The sequence below is a fragment of the Stieleria neptunia genome (genome assembly GCF_007754155.1).
Lineage (GTDB): Bacteria > Planctomycetota > Planctomycetia > Pirellulales > Pirellulaceae > Stieleria > Stieleria neptunia.
This window is the reverse complement of sequence record NZ_CP037423.1, coordinates 63,004-80,296: the sequence shown is the minus strand read 5'-3', so window position 1 is coordinate 80,296 and position 17,293 is coordinate 63,004. Positions and strand designations below refer to the sequence as shown.

The window sequence follows — 17,293 nt, the reverse complement described above, 5'->3', positions numbered from 1 at the left end:
TCGCGAGAAGGGTGGATGCGGGTGTGATCGACGCGGTCTGTAGTCTGACCGGCAGGCATGCGACTTGACAAGTCGGGGTGCCTGCCCACTCCGCTACCCCCACCGAGTGGGCAGGTGTCCGGACAAAGTGGCGTCAGCTTCCAGCTTGCGTTTCACGAGTGAAACGAGGCGGCAAGCTGGAAGCTTACCCCAATTCTAAACCTTGACAAAGCCGCTACGCGACGATGTCCGTCGCCACGTTCCCGTAGACGTCGGTCAGGCGGAAATCGCGTCCGGCATAACGATAGGTCAGCCGCGTGTGGTCCAGACCCAACAGGTGCAACACGGTGGCGTGCCAGTCATGGACATGGCACTTGTTTTCCACCGCTTCGAATCCGTGTTCGTCGGTCGCCCCGTAGCTGAAACCGCCCTTGGTTCCTCCGCCGGCCATCCACAACGTGTATCCCTTGTTGTTGTGGTTGCGGCCGTTTCCGTTTTGGGCCGACGGCGTCCGTCCGAACTCGCCGCCCCACATCACCAACGTGTCTTTGAGCATGTCGCGTTGTTTCAGATCGGCCAGCAGCGCCGCGATCGGTTGATCACAGGCCTCGGCCCGGGCGGCGTGGTCTTCGGTCAAACGGTTGTGCTGGTCCCAATTGCCGTGCGTGACTTCGATGAACCGCACGCCGGCTTCGGCAAACCGACGGGCCAGCAAGCACTGTCGCCCGAACGTCTGGGTCGGTCCGGAATCCGCGCCGTACATCGCAATCGTGCGTTGGTCTTCGCCCGACAGATCCATCAGCTCCGGCATCGCGTCTTGCATTCGAAACGCCAACTCATAGGACTGGATCACCCCTTCGACGTTCGCCCCGTCTCCGGCCGGCATTTGGCTGCGATTGAGTGATTGGATGAAGTCGAGTTGTCGCCGCTGTTGATCGGTCGTTCGTTTCGGGTTGCTGATGTCCGGCACCGCCTGGCCGCCGCCGGAAGCAAACCGCGCCGCTTGGGCAAAGCGATTGCCCGACCCGCCGACTTTGGTGCCGCCGTAGATCGCCGGCAAGAACGCGCTGCTGTAGTTGCGCGAACTGCCCGCGGGGGGACTGAGCGAGACGAATCCGGGCAGACTTTCGTTTTCGGTGCCCAGACCGTATAGCGTCCAGGCACCCAACGAGGGCCGCACGAACTGCGCCGTCCCGGTGTGCATCTGCGTCATCGCGCCCGGGTGCACCGGTTGATCACAATGCATCGACCGAATCAAACACATTTCATCGGCGTGCTTGGCGACCTCGGGGAACAGATCCGAGATCCACAATCCGCTTTCGCCGCGTTGACGGAATTGCCACGGTGACTTGAGCAACGCGCCGCCGTACTTGCCACGTTTTCCATCGTCGGACGCCAAGGCCGGTTTGTAGTCGAAGGTATCGACGTGCGAGGGACCGCCTTGCATGCACAGAAAAATCACCCGCTTCGCTTTCGCCGGGAAGTGCGATGGCTTGGGCGACAGCGGGTTGGCCGCGATATCCGCCCCTGCCCCCAGGGCGGACGTGCGGGACAGGGATGTCAGCCCGGCAAGCGCCAAGTAACCAAACCCGGCCGAAGTGTGTTTGAGCAGATCGCGACGTGTGTACATTGGATTTCCGAGGTGATTGACAAGTGGGACAGGCTTTCACGGGTCCTAATTCAAATATCGAAATTCGGCGGCCGCGAAGAGCGACTGACAAAACGCGGCCAGCGATGATTTGGGCAACAGGCCCGACGAACGGAGAAAACGATGCGAGGCGCTGCGTTCGGCGGCCGACGGCGGACGTCCGTACGCCAACACGAACGCCATTTCGACACGTTCTTTCGTCGATCGCCCTTCATCGATCAGCCGCTCGGCAAACGCTTCGCTGAGCCGCATGGTGAGCGGATTGTTCAACATGTAGAGTGCCTGATTGGGCGTGTTGGATGTTTCGCGGGTGCCGATCACCATGCTCGGATCGGCAAAGTCAAACACTTCCAACGATCGCGGCACGAAGTCACGCACCACGGGCAAATAAACACTGCGGTGATTGTCCGCGACGTCATCCAGTGAACCTTCCTCATAGGCCTTGGCGGCGAGTTCCGCCATCTGTTGGTTGCCGATCGCCGATCGCAACTGGTTTCGGGCCAACGCTTGCTCGCGTGGATTGCCGCTTCGCATCCGGTCGAAGATCGGGCCCAATCGGCCGCGCCGGCTGGTCAACGTGGTTTGCATGCTGCGGCGGATGGCATCGCGGGGATCGCCCAGTTGTCCGTCTCGGACACGGCTGTAACCGGCTTGGGCAACCTTGGATCCCGTCGGCCGCTCGGTTTCCAGTTGATTCGCGATCACGAGCATCGCGTCGCGCAGCGATTCGGCGTTCAGCCGTTTCACGTTGGCCCGCCACAGCAACCGATTGTCCGGGTCCGCTTCGTGGCTGGCGACGTCAAAGCTGCTCTGCATTCGGTAGGCCCGCGTCTGCATCATTTGACGAATCATGGTTTTGACGGACCAGCCCGATTGGACGAATTCGATCGCCAGGTGATCGAGCAGTTCGGGGTGCGAAGGGGCCGTCCCGGTCATGCCAAAATCTTCGGTCGTCGGCACGATTCCCTGGCCGAAGACGTGTTGCCAAATCCGGTTGACCATCACGCGTGCGGCCAGTGTGTTGTCGTCGCTGCCGATCCAGCGCGCCAATTCCAGTCGTCCGCTGGTGCCGGGCTTGGGTGAAAACGACACGTCGCTGAGGGCGGCGGGCAAGTCGCGTTGGATGCGTCCGGCCGGCTGATCGATTTCGCCGCGCACCAACAACGGGGCATCCCCCACGGTGTCGGCGTCTTGAACGCCCATGCAATAGCTTCGCGGTTGCCCGTTTTCGTCGACGACTCCCAGCTTGGCCGACAGCGTGCCGAGTTCGTTGGTCAGCCGAATCCGCATCTGTTGGGCCGAGGCGCCCGGGCGGGTGCTCGTCGCACTCTCCCCGCGACGAAGCCCGACCAGATCGGCTTGTCGATCACGGATGTCTTGATGCAACTGTTGCAGTTCTTCGGGGGAGTAAGACCGACCGACCGGATCGGGTTCATCGGTCGGCAACAAGATCAGGCTGCTCATGCGGCGTTGCTGCGGACCGCCGAAGCTGCCGTATTGCGACGGCGGTGTGCCGAAGAATGTTTTGGTGCTGCGAAAGATTCCGGCCATCGCGTAATAATCGGTTTGGCGAATCGGATCGAATTTGTGATCGTGACAGCGGGCACAGGCGACCGAGGTTCCGAGGAACACCCGCGTGGTGGCATCGATCTGTTCGTCGGCCACATCGGCGGCAAACTGGGCGCCGCTCTGCTCGTTGACGTTCTTGGTGCCGATCGCCAGGAAGCCGGTGGCCACCAGGTGTTCGGACCATTCGTCGTCGTCGGCCGCCGGCAACAGATCACCGGCGATTTGTTCTTGGACGAACTCGTCGTACGGTTTGTCTGCGTTGACCGAATCGATGACATAGTCGCGGTAGCGCCAGGCGTTCGGGTAGGTCATATTCACTTCGCGTCCGGTCGATTCGCCGTAACGGACGACGTCCAACCAGTGACGCCCCCAATGCTCGCCGAACTGGTCCGAATCCAACAATCGATCCACGACGCGGGCGACGGCGGCGTCGGGGTTTTTGTCGTAGGCGGCGGTGAACCACTGCAGTTGTTCGGGGGTGGGCGGCAATCCGATCAGATCAAAACACAGTCGTCGCAACACGATCGGGGCCGGCGCGTCGCCGGCGGGCTGCAATCCGGCGTCGTCGAGTGCTTTCCAGAGGAAACGATCGATCGTCGCCTTGGACCAGGCCGCGTGCTGTGCGTCGGGTTCGGGCGGTTGGCTGCGTCGCGGTGTTTGATAGGCCCAAAAGGTGCGTTTGGCTTGGGCGATCATCTCGTCATCGATCGTCTGCGTCGGGGCTTGGACCGGTGTGACGACACGCGGGTCCGGCGCCCCGTCCAGGATCCAGGTTCGAAAATCGGCGATCTCGGCATCGGTCAGTTTTCGCTTGGGCGGCATCACGAAATCGGTGTGCGTGATCGCGCCGAAAAACAGACTCGCGTCCAGATCGCCGGGTACGATCGCCGGGCCGCTGTCGCCGCCGTCGATCATCGCCGCCTGGGTGTCTAAGCGTAGCCCCCCCTTGCTCTGTCCGGCTTGTTTGCTGTGACAGCCATAGCACTCGCGGACCAGCACGGGTCGGATCTTGGTTTCAAAAAACTTCGCTTGCTCGGGCGTCAACGGCGCCGCGGCAACGTCGTCGGCGGCGGCGGCAAAACCGGCCACCCCCACCAGCGAGGCGGCGCTGACGAAAAAAACGACAGATCGTGAAATTCGCTGGAAAAACACCGGATTTCTCCCGGGACAAGCGAGCGTGAAGAGTGACGAGCGACGGTAGTGTTCCAACACGCGACGGGCCGCAAAGTTTCGCGTTTCGTTGCTGGCGGATCGGTTGGCGGATCGAATCGATCGCAGATCACCAGGGGTTTCCTACGAACCTAGTGCACCGCAAGCACGAAAATCTTACAGCCGGCAAGCGAATTGTTTCCGATAGGATTACAGACGACAGGACCGATGCTTCTTTGATAAACTCGGTCACCCGCTTCTCCGGCACCTTTTCAGGCGGTCTATCCACTTCCGCACCAGGATTTTGACGATGCAAAAATTAGTCGATGGAATTCACCGATTTCAGCGTGAACTGTTCAGCCAAGACCAACAGTTATTCGAAACGTTGGTCGAAGGACAGAGCCCGCTGGCGTTGTTCGTGACCTGTTCGGATTCGCGGATCGATCCGAGCCGGCTGACCCAAACCCGACCCGGCGAGCTGTTCATTCAGCGGACCGCGGGCAACATCGTGCCTCCCTACGGCAGCGTTCACGGTGGTGAAGCGGCGACGATCGAGTACGCGGTCAGCGTTTTGAAAGTCCGCGACATCGTGATCTGCGGACACTCCCATTGCGGAGCGATGGCGGGATTGTTGGACCCCGAATCGATCGAAAAACTGCCCGCGGTCAAAGCCTACCTGGAGCACGCCGAAGCGACGCGACGGATCGTCGAAGAGAACTACAACCATCTGACCGACCCGGAAAAGCGGCTGACGTTGACCGTCGAAGAAAACGTCTTGGTTCAACTGGAAAGTCTGCGGACGCATCCTTCGGTCGCCGCCGCGATCGGACGCGGGCAGTTGAAGCTGCACGGTTGGGTGTACAAGTTCGAAACCGGTGAAGTGTTTGCGTATGACCCCGACGAGGCTCAGTTCAAACCGCTGCAAGACATCACGCTGCCGGTCGACGCACAAGTCCGCACGCTTCCGCCGATCTAGCATGACGTCCGAGGGACATCGGACGGCACACGTCGATGGTAGCGGACGGGCGCAAACTCTCCGGTCTTGGCGGTCATCGGAGGGCTTGCGGCCTGTCGGTTTGATGGGATTTGTTGAAGCAATGGTGAGCCGCTGGCCGTAAGGCCTCGGGCGGGCGCCTGAATGCCCGGCCGCTTACGCGTCGCGGCTCACTTAATCGACAGGCCGGTTGCGTTGTGCCACTGACATTGGCCACTCAGTGCAGCCCGTAGCGACTCATTTTGTAGTGCAGCGTGCGGACGCTGACGCCGAGTGTGCGGGCGGTTTGTTCGCGATGGAAGCCGCACGCGACCAGCGCCACCTTGATGGCCTCCTTCTCGGCCGACTCGGTCGCTTCGGCCAAGGTCTGGACCTGCGATGATCCGACGGCTGGGACGACGGTCAATTCCGACGGCAGACTGTCCGCGTCGATGCGGTCGCCGACGTGGGTGACCACCAACCGCTCGACGACGTTGCGCAACTGGCGGACGTTGCCCGGCCAGCTGGCCGCCACCAATGCTTCCAACGCGTCGTCGGTGAACTGTTTGGCCGGCCGTTTGTGCCGCTGGCAAAAATGCTGGACGAAGTGCTCGACCAACAACGGAATGTCGTCGCGACGCTTCCGCAGCGGCGGGATCACCAACGGGACGATGTTCAGACGGTAATACAGGTCGTCGCGAAAGACCCCCTCGTCGATCAGCGACAGCGGGTCCTTGTTGGTCGCCGAGACGATGCGGGCATCGGAGCTCAACAGCGCTTCGCCGCCCACCCGCTGGAATTGTCCGGTTTCCAGGACGCGGAGCAAATCGACTTGGCTCTTGGTCGGAATCTCGGTGATTTCGTCCAAAAACAGGGTGCCGCCGCGGGCCTGTTCAAAGCAGCCCGGTTTTTGCCGTGAGGCACCGGTGAACGATCCCTTCTCGTGGCCGAACAGTTCGCTTTCCAGCAGCGACTCCGGGAGCGCCCCCAGGTTCACGGCGACAAATTCTCCGCCGGATCGACTGCTCAGATCATGCAAGGCGCGGGCGACCAGTTCCTTGCCGGTGCCGCTTTCGCCTTGGATGAAGACGGTCGCGTCGGTGTCGGCGACCTGCCGCAGTTGCTGAAACAACTCCTGCATGATCGTGCAATTGCCGATGATTTCGGAGATCGCCCCCGCGTCGGCCAGCCGGTCGCGAAGGACCCTGTTTTCGCTCTGCAAACGGCCATGGTCCAAGGCCCGGCCGACTTGCTGGCGAATCAGATTCAAATCGACGGGTTTGGTGATGAAGTCAAACGCGCCGCGCCGCATCGCATCGACGGCCGTCTCGACCGTGCCGTGCGCCGTGATCACCAACGTGTTGGTTTCCGGACAGCGCTGTTGAATCCACGACACCAAATCCAACCCGTCGCGGTCGCCGGGCAAGCGGACATCGGCGATCACCACCTGGTATTCCGATCGCTCCAATTTGTCCAGCGCTTGATTGACGTCGCCGGCCGTGTCGATGACGTCTCCCGATTTGGCAAGACCTTTCGCCAAACCGCTACGGATGTGCGGCTCATCGTCAACGATCAGGATTCGGACGGGTTCTGTCATGGGACGTTGTTGGGGAATTCAAACCGATCGGAGACTGCAACGGATTGCATGCCGCGTGCAACCGCTTGCACGTTTATCGGGCGAGCACGAGACGGCAAGGCGCCAAAACACGGCGAATCAGGCCAACCGTCGTGGTTGGCACGAACCCTGCTTTGCATTTGCGATGCCGATCACCCGCCGAAACCGGCCCGCTCTGGACGCTCGAGGACGTTCGGTTTCACCGACCACGACACCCCACGCCCGGGGATCCGGCACCCGGCATCGTTGGCGACTTGGAATATGCGCGGCACGCCATGCCGGCACAAGCCCCGAGCCGCGTCGTCCTGGTCCTGTTTCCTGCAATCCCCCCACCCCAAGACGCTGATGTCCGCCCCTCTGATCGACGAACCACCCCGCGGCAATCTGGCGGGATTTCGACGTTATTTCAAACAAGACATTGTCTCCGGGCTGCTGGTCTTTCTGATCGCCCTGCCGTTGTGCTTGGGGATCTCGTTGGCCTGCGGTTACCCGCCGATCGCGGGAATCTTCACGGCGATCATCGGGGCGATCGTGACGACCTTCATCAGCAATAGTGAGCTGACGATCAAGGGTCCCGCGGCGGGGCTGATCGTGATCGCCATCGGATGCATCGAAGACTTCGGCGGCGACGGACTGATCGGCGGTTGGACCGACGCCGACTTGAGTGCCTACAAGGCGGCACTGGCCGTCGGCGTGGCCGCCGCGATCCTGCAGATCCTGTTCGGGATCTTTCGGGCCGGGATTCTGGGCGAGTTCTTTCCGATCTCGGCCGTCCACGGCATGCTCGCCGCGATCGGGATCATCATCGTGATCAAACAATTTCCCGTCGCCCTGGGTGTGACCGGAGCCAGCGGGGGACCGTTGGAGATGCTGCGGCAGTTTCCCGACTATGTGATCCAAGCCAATCCGGCGATCGCGACGATCGGTGTGGTCAGTTTGCTGATCATGTTCTGTTGGCCGTTGGCGGGGCGGCGTGTTGCGATCCTGAAAAAAGTCCCCTCACCGATGGTCGTCCTGTTGGTCGCGATTCCGATGGGCATGGGGTTTGATTTGTTGCACGAGCACGCCTACTCGTTGGCCAACCACGAATACCAGCTCGGCGAGCAATACTTGGTCAAGATGCCCGACCGGGCGTTCGGCATGTTCGACGACATCACGCTGCCGGACTTTTCGGCGCTGTCACAATTCAAAGCCTGGAAGTGGGCGATGATGTTCTTCATCATCGGCAGTTTGGAATCGTTGCTCAGCGCCAAGGCGATCGATCTGTTGGATCCGTGGAAACGCAAGACCAACATGGATCGTGACATCGTCGCCGTCGGCGTGGCCAATCTGTGTGCGGCGAGCATCGGAGGATTGCCGATGATCTCCGAAATCGTGCGTTCCAAAGCCAACATCGACAACGGTGCACGGACGCGATTTGCCGATTTCTGGCACGGCATCTTTCTGCTCTGCTGCGTCGCGTTGATCCCCACCGTGCTGCACCGGATCCCGTTGGCGGCGCTGGCGGCGATGCTCGTCTACACCGGGTATCGCTTGGCCCACCCGGCGGAGTTCGTGCATGTGTGGCGGATCGGCAAAGAGCAACTGGCGATTTTTGTCACGACGATGTTCATGGTGTTGGCGACGGACCTGTTGATCGGCGTGGCCGCCGGCATCCTGCTCAAAATGATCATCCACGTCTCCAACGGCGTCCCGCTGGGGTCGCTCTTTAAACCCTATCTGGAGGTCGAGGAGGTCGATGAGCAAACGAGCCAGATCATCGCCCGCCAATCGGCAGTGTTCAGCAACTGGATTCCCTTCAAGCGGCAGATCGAAGACATCGGATTGGTCCAACGCCGCAACCTGATCGTGGATCTGTCGGACGCCAAATTGGTCGACCACAGCGTGATGGAGAAATTGGTCGAGCTGGAACGGGATTTCGAGCAGGAAGGCTTGAGTTTCCAGGTCCGCGGTTTAGATTTTTTGAAACCGCTCGCGGACAATCCACACGCGGCACGAAAACGCAGTCTGCCGCGAATGCGGCGGGTCACCGTGACGGCGTCGGAGTCGCTCGAAGACACGCTGATCGAACACTTCACCGCCTGCGGGGCCTGTGGCTACACCTCGATCCCCTGCCGGGGAGCGGGGCGCCAGGGGCTGGGGTCGGGATTGACCAAGCAGGACCAGGTGCGATTGGAATTGGTGGTCTCCGCCGCCGTTTGCGAGTCGATGCTGGACATGTTGCGGCGTGAATTCGTGGACCGACATTCGATCACGATTTGCGTCGAGAACGTCGAGGTCCTTCGCGCAGACGATTTTTTGCCCGACGATAGGGCTCCAGCCGAGGCGGTCGCCCTCGATTGAATCGGCTCGGATCGCCACCGACTCGCCATTCGCTCAGGGAAACCGCTTTCAAGTGAAACGTCTGCAGAAACTGCTAAAGCGTTTTGAGCTGCATTCGCTGGGAAAATGGATCTTGCTCGCCTCGTTGATCGGCGTCGTCGCCGGGCTCGGTGCGATCGCGTTTGATGTGCTCGGTCAGTTCGTCGTCCGCTACTCGGTGACCGAGTTTGCCGGCTATCAACCGCTCGATGCGGCGGGCGAGCACAATCGTTTTGAACACCGGTCGGATTTTTTTTCGCCCTGGATGATCGTCGCCGTGATGGCGGTCGGCGGCTTGCTGTCGGGGACGTTGGTTTATGCGTTTGCCCCCGAAGCCGAGGGTGCCGGGACGGATGCCGCCATCGATGCGTTCCACAACAAACGCGGCAAGATCCGCGCGCGGATTCCGTTCATCAAAACGCTCGCCTCGGCGATCACCTTGGGCACCGGTGGTTCGGGCGGTCGTGAGGGACCGATCGCGTTGATCGGGGCCGGGTTCGGTTCCTGGTTGGCGACGCGGTTAAAACTTTCCAACCGCGAACGACGCGTCTTGTTGGCCGCCGGGATGGGCGCGGGCATCGGAGCGATCTTTCGCGCGCCGCTGGCCGGCGCCGTGTTCGCCGGCGAAATCCTCTACAGCGACGCCGATCTGGAAGCCGACGTGATCGTCCCGGCGGCAACCGCTTCGGTGATCGCCTACAGCGTGTATGTCCAATCCCTGCCGGTCGAGTCGCGTTTCATTCCCTTGTTCGGCGCCGATTTGGAACACACCTTCGTCTCGCCACTGCAGTTGCCGGCCTACGTGGCCCTGGCCGTGGTGTTGTTTGTGGTCGGGGCAATCTACGTCAAAACACTGTTCGCCAGCCAAGCGGCGTTCGGGCGTTTGCCGATCATCCCGCACGTGCGTCCGGCCATCGGCGCCGCCCTGGCCGGAACCCTCGGCGTCGGCCTGTACCTCTGGTTTGGTCGTGACCCCAACCTGCTCGGTTCGCTGGGCACCGGCTATGGCGTGCTGCAGATCGCGCTGACGGCGGCCGACCAGTTGGGCATCGCCTGCGTGCTGCTGGTCGCGATGGCCAAGATTTGCACCACCGCGCTGACGATCGGTTCGGGTGGCTCCGGCGGGGTCTTCGGACCCTCGATGGTGATCGGCGGTTGCACCGGGGCGGCCGTCGGATTGTCCCTGCAGCAGGTTTGGCCAAACTTGTTTACCGAACCCGAAGCCTTCGCCGTGGTCGGCATGGCCGGTTTTTTCTCCGGCATCGCACGGGCGCCCATCTCGACCATCATCATGGTCCGCGCGCTGACCGGCGATTACGGCCTGCTGCTGCCGACGATGTTGGTTTCCACGCTGACGTTCATGTTCAGCCAGCACTTCCGGCTCTATCACAACCAGCCCGCGACCCGCATGGAATCGATGGCACACCGCGGCGACTTCATCGTCGACGTGCTGGAAGGATTGATCGTCGGCGACCTGTATCAAAAAGAACGCAAGCTGATTCTGATTCCCGAAGGCATGACGCTCGATAGCATCGTGCATCGTTTGGCGTACACCAATCAAGACTACTTTCCCGTCGTCGATGCGAATCAAAAAATGGTCGGCATCTTCAGTGACGACGACGTGCGTGCCTACTTGTACGACGACACGCTGTGGAACCTGGCGGTCGCCCGCGACATCATGGTGGACAACTTTTTGTTCCTCACGCCCGAGGACGATCTCAACACCGCGCTGCGCCGCTTCACGTCGCACAACCTGGACGAATTGCCGGTCCTGGACCCCGAACGGCCGGGCGTCTTTCTGGGCATGTTGCGCCGCAAAGAAACCATCGCCGCCTACAACCAACGGCTGATGGAGCTGAAGCAGTCCAGCGAAGATTAGTGCTTTGTCAACTTTTTACGCGAGGGTGTCGCGCAAAAAGGGGTCAGGTACAAAGGGCACGGGCATACGTGTTGGTGTGCAGACTTTAGCTGCCCACTGTCGCTGCGTCGCAGCGAATGGGAATCGCCTAAAGGCTAAACCCCAACGGTTGATGCATCCCGTGTTACTTGTGCCCGTGCCAGCCGCGGCACCCTCAGTTTAAAAGTAAACGAACCACGAGCAGCGGATTCGCGACGACGTCGTTGCGACGGTTCCCATTTTTGACCAACCCCCGCTTCTTCAAGCCTCATCCGGGACGAACAAGCTGGCGATCTGGAGCTTGGCGTCCGGGAGGCAGAGCGGTTCGATCGCGGCTGACATTTCGTAGGTTTGAATCGACCGATATCGATTGTCCTGCGGATCTCGATGCACCGTCACGGTGCGGCCGGTGATGTCGATCTGCCAGTACTCGGGGATGGCTGCTTCCGCATAAAGCTCCATCTTTTCGGTCCGATCAAATCGAACGCTGCTCTTGCTGACCTCGATTAATAAGTGGATTTCGTTGGGATTGGGGTGTCGCTCCTGATAGCGTCGACGCGTCGCCCAAACGATGTCCGGTTCGGGGCAACTGTTCTGCTCGGCCAGCAAAATCGGTTTCTCGATACGTACGGTGAACCGACGGTCGACCCGCTCGAAACTCCATTCGCTGAGAAAATCGATCGGATCGGCGTGTTCCGGCCCCTGCGGATTCATGTGCACCATCCTCCCGCGAATCAGCTCGGTTTGCCCGACGGTGTCCTCAAACGCCTCCGACGCGACCAATGTTTCGTATTGCCCGATCGTGATCGGCAACGTCACCGGTGCCGACCGCGTGGGCAGGGGCTCACTCGAATTTGATGGAAGTGCGTTATCCATACAAATAGTTTAGCAAGTAGGTCATGCTATGCATGACACATTCAATGGAACCCTCCATTTTATGACCACTCAATCTTTTGCCCCCACCCCCTCATGATTCTCATGAGGGTTTCGGGTGGATGGCATGCACAGCATGCCCTACGCTCACGCAACCGTGATGTCGGGATCCAGGTAGACATCTTGGATGGCGTTGAACAATTCGATGCCTTCGCCCATCGGACGTTGGAACGTCTTGCGGCCGCTGATCAATCCCATCCCGCCGGCTCGTTTGTTGATCACGGCGGTGCGGACGGCTTGTTGAAAATCATTCGCGCCGGATCCGCCGCCCGAGTTGATCAGACCACAACGTCCCATGTAGCAATTGAGCACTTGGTAGCGTGTCAGGTCGATCGGGTTGTCGCTGGAAAGTCCGTCGTAGATCCGATCGTCGTACTTGCCGTATTTGTTGCCGCCTTGGTTGAGCGCCCGGTAGCCGCCGTTGTTGGTGGGTTGTTTCTGTTTGATGAAATCGGCGTTGATCGTCGATCCCAAATGATTCGCTTGCCCGGTCAAGTCGGCCGAGGCTTCATAGTTCACGCCATCGACGGTGAAGGCAGAGTTCCGCAGGTAGCACCACAGCATCGTGAACATGCCCAGCTCGTGGGCTTGGGCAAAGGCATCGGAGATCTCTCGGATTTGTCGCGTCGACTCGGCCGAACCGAAATACACCGTCGCACCGACGCCCACGCATCCCATGTTCCAAGCGTCGCGGACGCGGGCAAAAGGAACCTGGTCATAGGTGGCCGGATAGCTCATCAATTCGTTGTGATTGAGTTTCAAAATCATCGGAATGCGGTGCGCGTACTTTCGCGCGATCCCGCCGAGCACACCGAAAGTCGATGCGACTCCGTTGCAGCCCGCTTCGACTGCCAATTGCGCGATGTTGGCCGGGTCAAAGTAAATCGGATTGGGCGCAAACGAGGCACCACCGGAGTGTTCCACGCCTTGATCGACGGGCAAGATCGACAGATAGCCCGTTCGCGCCAACCGACCGTGATTGAACAACGACTGCATCGCACACATGACACGTGGGCTGCGATCGGAGTGGGCCCAGACCTCATCGACGAAATCGGGACCCGGCAGATGCAACTGCGCCGCGGGAATGGTTTCGCATTGATGGCTCAACAGGGCTTCGCCATCGCTACCGAGCAGATCGAGCACATTGGTCTTGGTTTTGGTTGTCATCACGGATCATCCATTTCAAAAAAGTTGGGCGGTATTGCACAGCCGATGCGCGGCTGCGTCACAAGACAGACCGTGCGACGGTGATTTCCACCGAAGCAAACAGGACTCCGATCGCAATCGCAATCGATTTGGGACTCGGACTTGTCCGTTTGTGGCGCGCCTTGGTTTGTTCGCAAGTTTTGGGCCAGCGAGACTCTGCAACAACGAACTTCACAGATTCCGCCGAACCGTGAAAACCGCCAGACGGTGGAACCTGGGGATTCCTTGATTCATACTGTGCGTCCGATCAGGCAGTGAGATCTTCACAGCACCTCAACGATAAGGCGGAACATGCGGCGAAAACACCGATCGACAGGCTTCCACGGACGGCGCACCGTTGCAGTTGAGCCGCTGGAGAACCGCCATTTGCTTTCGGGCGACCTGTGGGCGCGTGTCGGCAGCGATTCCCAGGATGGCAATGCATCGGCGGACAGCGCGTTCTATCACGTCGACCATGCGGGGCTGCTTCGAGCGGTGGAGAGTGCTCCGATCGCAGGCAGCCTCGGCCCGGTAGAACCGCCATCCTTGCGACCCGATCGCGTGCCGGGACGTGCCAGGTTGCCGATCGCCGGTGACGTGTTGCAAGAGTTTCGATGGGTGCGTCATTTGGTCCAGGCGGATCACGATGCCGGCGGGTTTTCAGAGGTCGGGACGTTCAGCGGCGAGGGTGGAGGGTTCCGCGTCGAGCTTGTCGTCGGCCCGTCAACCTTGCTGGCACACGGACAGTCGATCGATGATTCGTCCACTCGGTTCCAAATCCTGCCGACCCTTTCGGCATCGTCCGACGGTCTTTCGCAAGTTCGCTTGGCGTGGACGGACCAACCGGCTGGTGTGATGCCGCCACCGAGCATTGAATCTGTCGCCGCCGAAGCCGCCGCGTTACAGCCCGACGCAACGATCCCACCAGCGGCAGTGACTGCCTGTTCGTCTTTTGAAAATTTCGACACCGCCTTCCTATACAATTTGCCGATCGGATGGACCACCAGTTTCTCTGGCGGCAACGCCTGGCAAACGTTTGATTTATTCAGCGATTCTCTGCCGAATCACGCGGTCGTGCCCACGCCTCCGTTTCCCAGTGACAACACGCTGACCTCACCGGTGTTCACACTGAGTCCTTCCAGCACCCAGTTGTCATTTCGCACGGCGTACGAGATGCAGCCGACGTCCCACGGCGGTGTCTTGGAGATTTCAATCGATGGATCACCGTTTGTCGATGTTTTGGATGCCGGCGGCCGATTCGTGACCGGCGGATACGATGCGACACTCGCAGCGGCCAACAATCCGTTGTCTGGCCGCCAAACGTGGACGGGACAATTCCGGGATTACAAGGACACGGTGGTTGATCTGCCGTCGGTCGCGGTGGGCCAGCCGATCCAACTGCGATGGCGGATGGCCACCAACGGTGATTTTTTTAACGGGGGCTGGCGGGTCGACACGATCTCTCTTTGCGCTCCCCAAGCCTCGATGGATTACGGCGATGCACCGGATCCGAGCTATCCGACCTTGCAGTCCAGCAACGGCGCGTCTCATGTGGTCGGCGGTCCACTGTACTTGGGCAGCGCGGTGGATGCGGAACTTGACGGTCAACCCGATCCGGCTGCGATGGGCGATGATCAGAGCGGCAGCGATGATGACGACGGAGTCCTGTTGCCGCCCTACTTACGCCCCGGACAGACCGCCGATGTGACCGTGATCGCCTCGGTCGCGGGAGGCCGTCTGAATGCCTGGGTCGACTTCAACGACGACGGAGATTGGTCGGATACGGGGGAACAGATCTTTAGCGACCGTATCCTCAACGCGGGCCCAAACCAACTCAGTTTTTTCGTGCCGCACCACGCCACCGGTTCCGCGACAACGCAGCTTCGATTCCGAGTCAGCACGCAAGCGAATCTTTCGTTTGACGGAGCCGCGGACGATGGCGAGGTGGAGGACTACGCCCTTGCCACGGCGATCCAGGTCCTTCAGGTGGACACGCTGGACCGTCTGGACGACGGCAACGTCAGCCCCGGCAACGTTTCGCTACGCGAAGCGATTCGGATGTCCAATCAACAGTTCGGATATGATCTGATCACGTTTTCGCCCGCGCTGGCCGGGGGCACCATCGTTGCCATTGAAAACGGATTCACGGTCACCGATGACGTCAGCATCGTCGGCTTGGGGGCCGACCAATTGACACTCAGCGGAAACAATCAAGTGAGGGTCTTTGATCTTTCATCGAATGCCGACGTCACCATCAGTGACGTGACGATCGCCGACGGACGTGTGATCGGATCAGGCAGAACCGGAGGTGGCATTCGTTCGCTCGGCAATCTGCGGCTGCAACGAAGCGTGGTCCGCAACAGCGTCTCCGACAGCGGCGGCGGGATCTATCAAGTCAACGGAACGCTTGTTGTCTCGGATTCGACGATCAGCCAAAACACGTCACAATCAGGTGATGGTGGCGGGATCCGAGCTGACGATGCGGTGGTCGTGATCGAACGCAGCGACGTTTCGGACAACGTTGCGACGACAAGCATCACGGGATATCGCGCGTATGGCGGCGGCATTGCGATGCGGTCCGGCGATTTGACGATTACCGATTCGACGCTCGATGGCAATCAAGCCAACGGCTCCGGCGGAGGCTTCATCGCCGACAGTTCCCTTCAGATGGCGGGCAGCACGATCTCGAACAATACAGCCGTGCTCGATGGCGGTGGATTCGCCTGGGGATCCCCAACGGAAACTGCCGAAATCGTCAATTCAACGATCTCCGGCAACAACGTGACCAACGGCATCGGGGGCGCCATCACGGCATTTGGTGGTCCGATGAATGTGAGCCACAGCACGATCACGAACAATTCCAGCGGATTTGTCGGCGGAATCGTGACGATCTTGGGGAGTCCGACGGCTCCCGTTGTGACGCTTGCATCCAGCATCGTGGCGGGAAATCAGCAGGTCGATCTCCACAACCAATCCGGTAGTGGCATGATTCTCAGCGGCGGATACAACTTGATCGGCATCAGCCAAACCGATGCCGTGTTCGACCAACCGGGCGACCAAATCTGGGTTCAAGATCCCGGCTTGGCGCCGTTGCAGGACAATGGCGGGCCGACCAAGACGCACGCGCCCTATAACAACAGCCCGGCACTCAATCAGGGCGACCCGGCTGCCTCCGCGGGCATCGCAGCGGTGCCCTTGCACGATCAACGCGGTAACGGATACACCCGGGTGGACGACGGACGGATCGACATCGGCGCCTTCGAAGGTTTCCAAGCTCGAGCGCCGCAGGTTGAACACATCACCATCGGCTCCCGATCGGTCCTCAGCTACGTTGCGATCTTCTTTGACTCACCCATTGATGTGACCTCGCCCTCGGCATTCAAAATCACCAATCGCGACACCCACCAGATTCTCGATTCGGTACGCTACTCGGTACACACGCAACCGGGCCCCAACGGCAACGTCTCGACCGTCAGCCTGTTGTTTGACCCCGGCGTGTCGGTCGACACCATGCTCAACAGTCAGAACTCCCTTGCCGACGGGAATTACCTGCTGGAAATCGATCCTGCCTTGATCAAATCGCAAGAGTTTGACTTGTTCATGGAAAGTCCATTGACGTTCGGTGATGAAGAGGCCGACCGGTTCTTTCGGCTGTTCGGGGATCGAGATGGTGACCGTGACGTTGATGGACAAGACTATCAACGTTTCGGACAGACGTTTATGAAGTCGGTCGGCGAACCCGGCTATGACATACAATTCGACAGCGACGGAGACGGCGACGTGGACGCCCAAGACTACGGGCGTTTCGGGCTTCGAATGCTAAAACGATTGCCATTTTAGCGTTCTGTCCAGAAACGACCTGAGGGTCGAAGCGGAAGTCACCTAAAGGAACACAGGGAAAAAATGCTTCGCAGCGTTGCCCGCCGTGGCGTTCGGATTTGCCACCCCGGGTGAATCCAGAGTAGACTGGACTTCCCCCCGCGG

9 protein-coding genes are annotated in these 17,293 nt (G+C 60.2%); 4 read left to right on the top strand and 5 right to left on the bottom strand.

The window, feature by feature from the left end; all coding sequences use genetic code 11:
• Positions 1-214: 214 nt before the first annotated feature.
• Both Enr13x_RS00315 and Enr13x_RS00310 read right to left on the bottom strand, forming a co-directional pair.
• Complete coding sequence (locus Enr13x_RS00315; protein WP_145384108.1) at positions 215-1,609, bottom strand: DUF1501 domain-containing protein; 1,395 nt, start codon at positions 1,607-1,609, stop codon at positions 215-217.
• A 45-nt stretch (positions 1,610-1,654) separates the two neighbouring features.
• A complete protein-coding gene (locus tag Enr13x_RS00310; protein WP_231744018.1) occupies positions 1,655-4,348 on the bottom strand; it encodes a PSD1 and planctomycete cytochrome C domain-containing protein in 2,694 nt (897 codons plus the stop codon).
• A 307-nt stretch (positions 4,349-4,655) separates the two neighbouring features.
• On the opposite strand from Enr13x_RS00310, the gene Enr13x_RS00305 reads away from it, so the two are divergent.
• Positions 4,656-5,321 (top strand): carbonic anhydrase, encoded by a 666-nt coding sequence (locus tag Enr13x_RS00305; RefSeq protein ID WP_145384107.1) that lies wholly within the window; start codon positions 4,656-4,658, stop codon positions 5,319-5,321.
• Between the two features lie 235 nt (positions 5,322-5,556).
• Here the strand turns inward: Enr13x_RS00305 and Enr13x_RS00300 are convergent, their stop codons facing one another.
• Entirely contained in the window at positions 5,557-6,915 is a 1,359-nt protein-coding gene (locus Enr13x_RS00300) for a sigma-54-dependent transcriptional regulator (RefSeq protein ID WP_145384106.1), read from the bottom strand.
• A gap of 363 nt (positions 6,916-7,278) precedes the next feature.
• Between Enr13x_RS00300 and Enr13x_RS00295 the strand changes: the two genes are divergently transcribed.
• Both Enr13x_RS00295 and Enr13x_RS00290 read left to right on the top strand, forming a co-directional pair.
• Positions 7,279-9,276, top strand: a complete 1,998-nt coding sequence (locus Enr13x_RS00295) for a SulP family inorganic anion transporter (RefSeq protein ID WP_145384105.1) — start codon at positions 7,279-7,281, stop codon at positions 9,274-9,276.
• Between the two features lie 52 nt (positions 9,277-9,328).
• Entirely contained in the window at positions 9,329-11,173 is a 1,845-nt protein-coding gene (locus Enr13x_RS00290; RefSeq protein ID WP_145384104.1) for a chloride channel protein, read from the top strand.
• 279 nt (positions 11,174-11,452) lie between these two features.
• Here the strand turns inward: Enr13x_RS00290 and Enr13x_RS00285 are convergent, their stop codons facing one another.
• A complete protein-coding gene (locus tag Enr13x_RS00285) occupies positions 11,453-12,067 on the bottom strand; it encodes a Uma2 family endonuclease (RefSeq protein WP_145384103.1) in 615 nt (204 codons plus the stop codon).
• Positions 12,068-12,211: 144 nt separating this feature from the next.
• Positions 12,212-13,291, bottom strand: coding sequence for a class I fructose-bisphosphate aldolase (locus tag Enr13x_RS00280; protein ID WP_145384102.1), 1,080 nt, complete (start codon positions 13,289-13,291; stop codon positions 12,212-12,214).
• Positions 13,292-13,621: 330 nt separating this feature from the next.
• Here Enr13x_RS00280 and Enr13x_RS00275 point away from each other — a divergent pair, with 330 nt between their 5' ends.
• Entirely contained in the window at positions 13,622-17,149 is a 3,528-nt protein-coding gene (locus Enr13x_RS00275) for a choice-of-anchor Q domain-containing protein (protein ID WP_145384101.1), read from the top strand.
• The last annotated feature ends 144 nt before the right edge of the window (positions 17,150-17,293 follow it).

What these genes read in the sequence shown, in the direction of transcription:
- Enr13x_RS00315 (WP_145384108.1), bottom strand. Translation starts at nt 1,609, where the DNA reads ATGTACACACGTCGCGATCTGCTCAAACACACTTCGGCCGGGTTTGGT.
- Enr13x_RS00305 (WP_145384107.1), top strand. Translation starts at nt 4,656, where the DNA reads ATGCAAAAATTAGTCGATGGAATTCACCGATTTCAGCGTGAACTGTTC.
- Enr13x_RS00300 (WP_145384106.1), bottom strand. Translation starts at nt 6,915, where the DNA reads ATGACAGAACCCGTCCGAATCCTGATCGTTGACGATGAGCCGCACATC.
- Enr13x_RS00295 (WP_145384105.1), top strand. Translation starts at nt 7,279, where the DNA reads ATGTCCGCCCCTCTGATCGACGAACCACCCCGCGGCAATCTGGCGGGA.
- Enr13x_RS00285 (WP_145384103.1), bottom strand. Translation starts at nt 12,067, where the DNA reads ATGGATAACGCACTTCCATCAAATTCGAGTGAGCCCCTGCCCACGCGG.
- Enr13x_RS00280 (WP_145384102.1), bottom strand. Translation starts at nt 13,291, where the DNA reads ATGACAACCAAAACCAAGACCAATGTGCTCGATCTGCTCGGTAGCGAT.
- Enr13x_RS00275 (WP_145384101.1), top strand. Translation starts at nt 13,622, where the DNA reads ATGCGGCGAAAACACCGATCGACAGGCTTCCACGGACGGCGCACCGTT.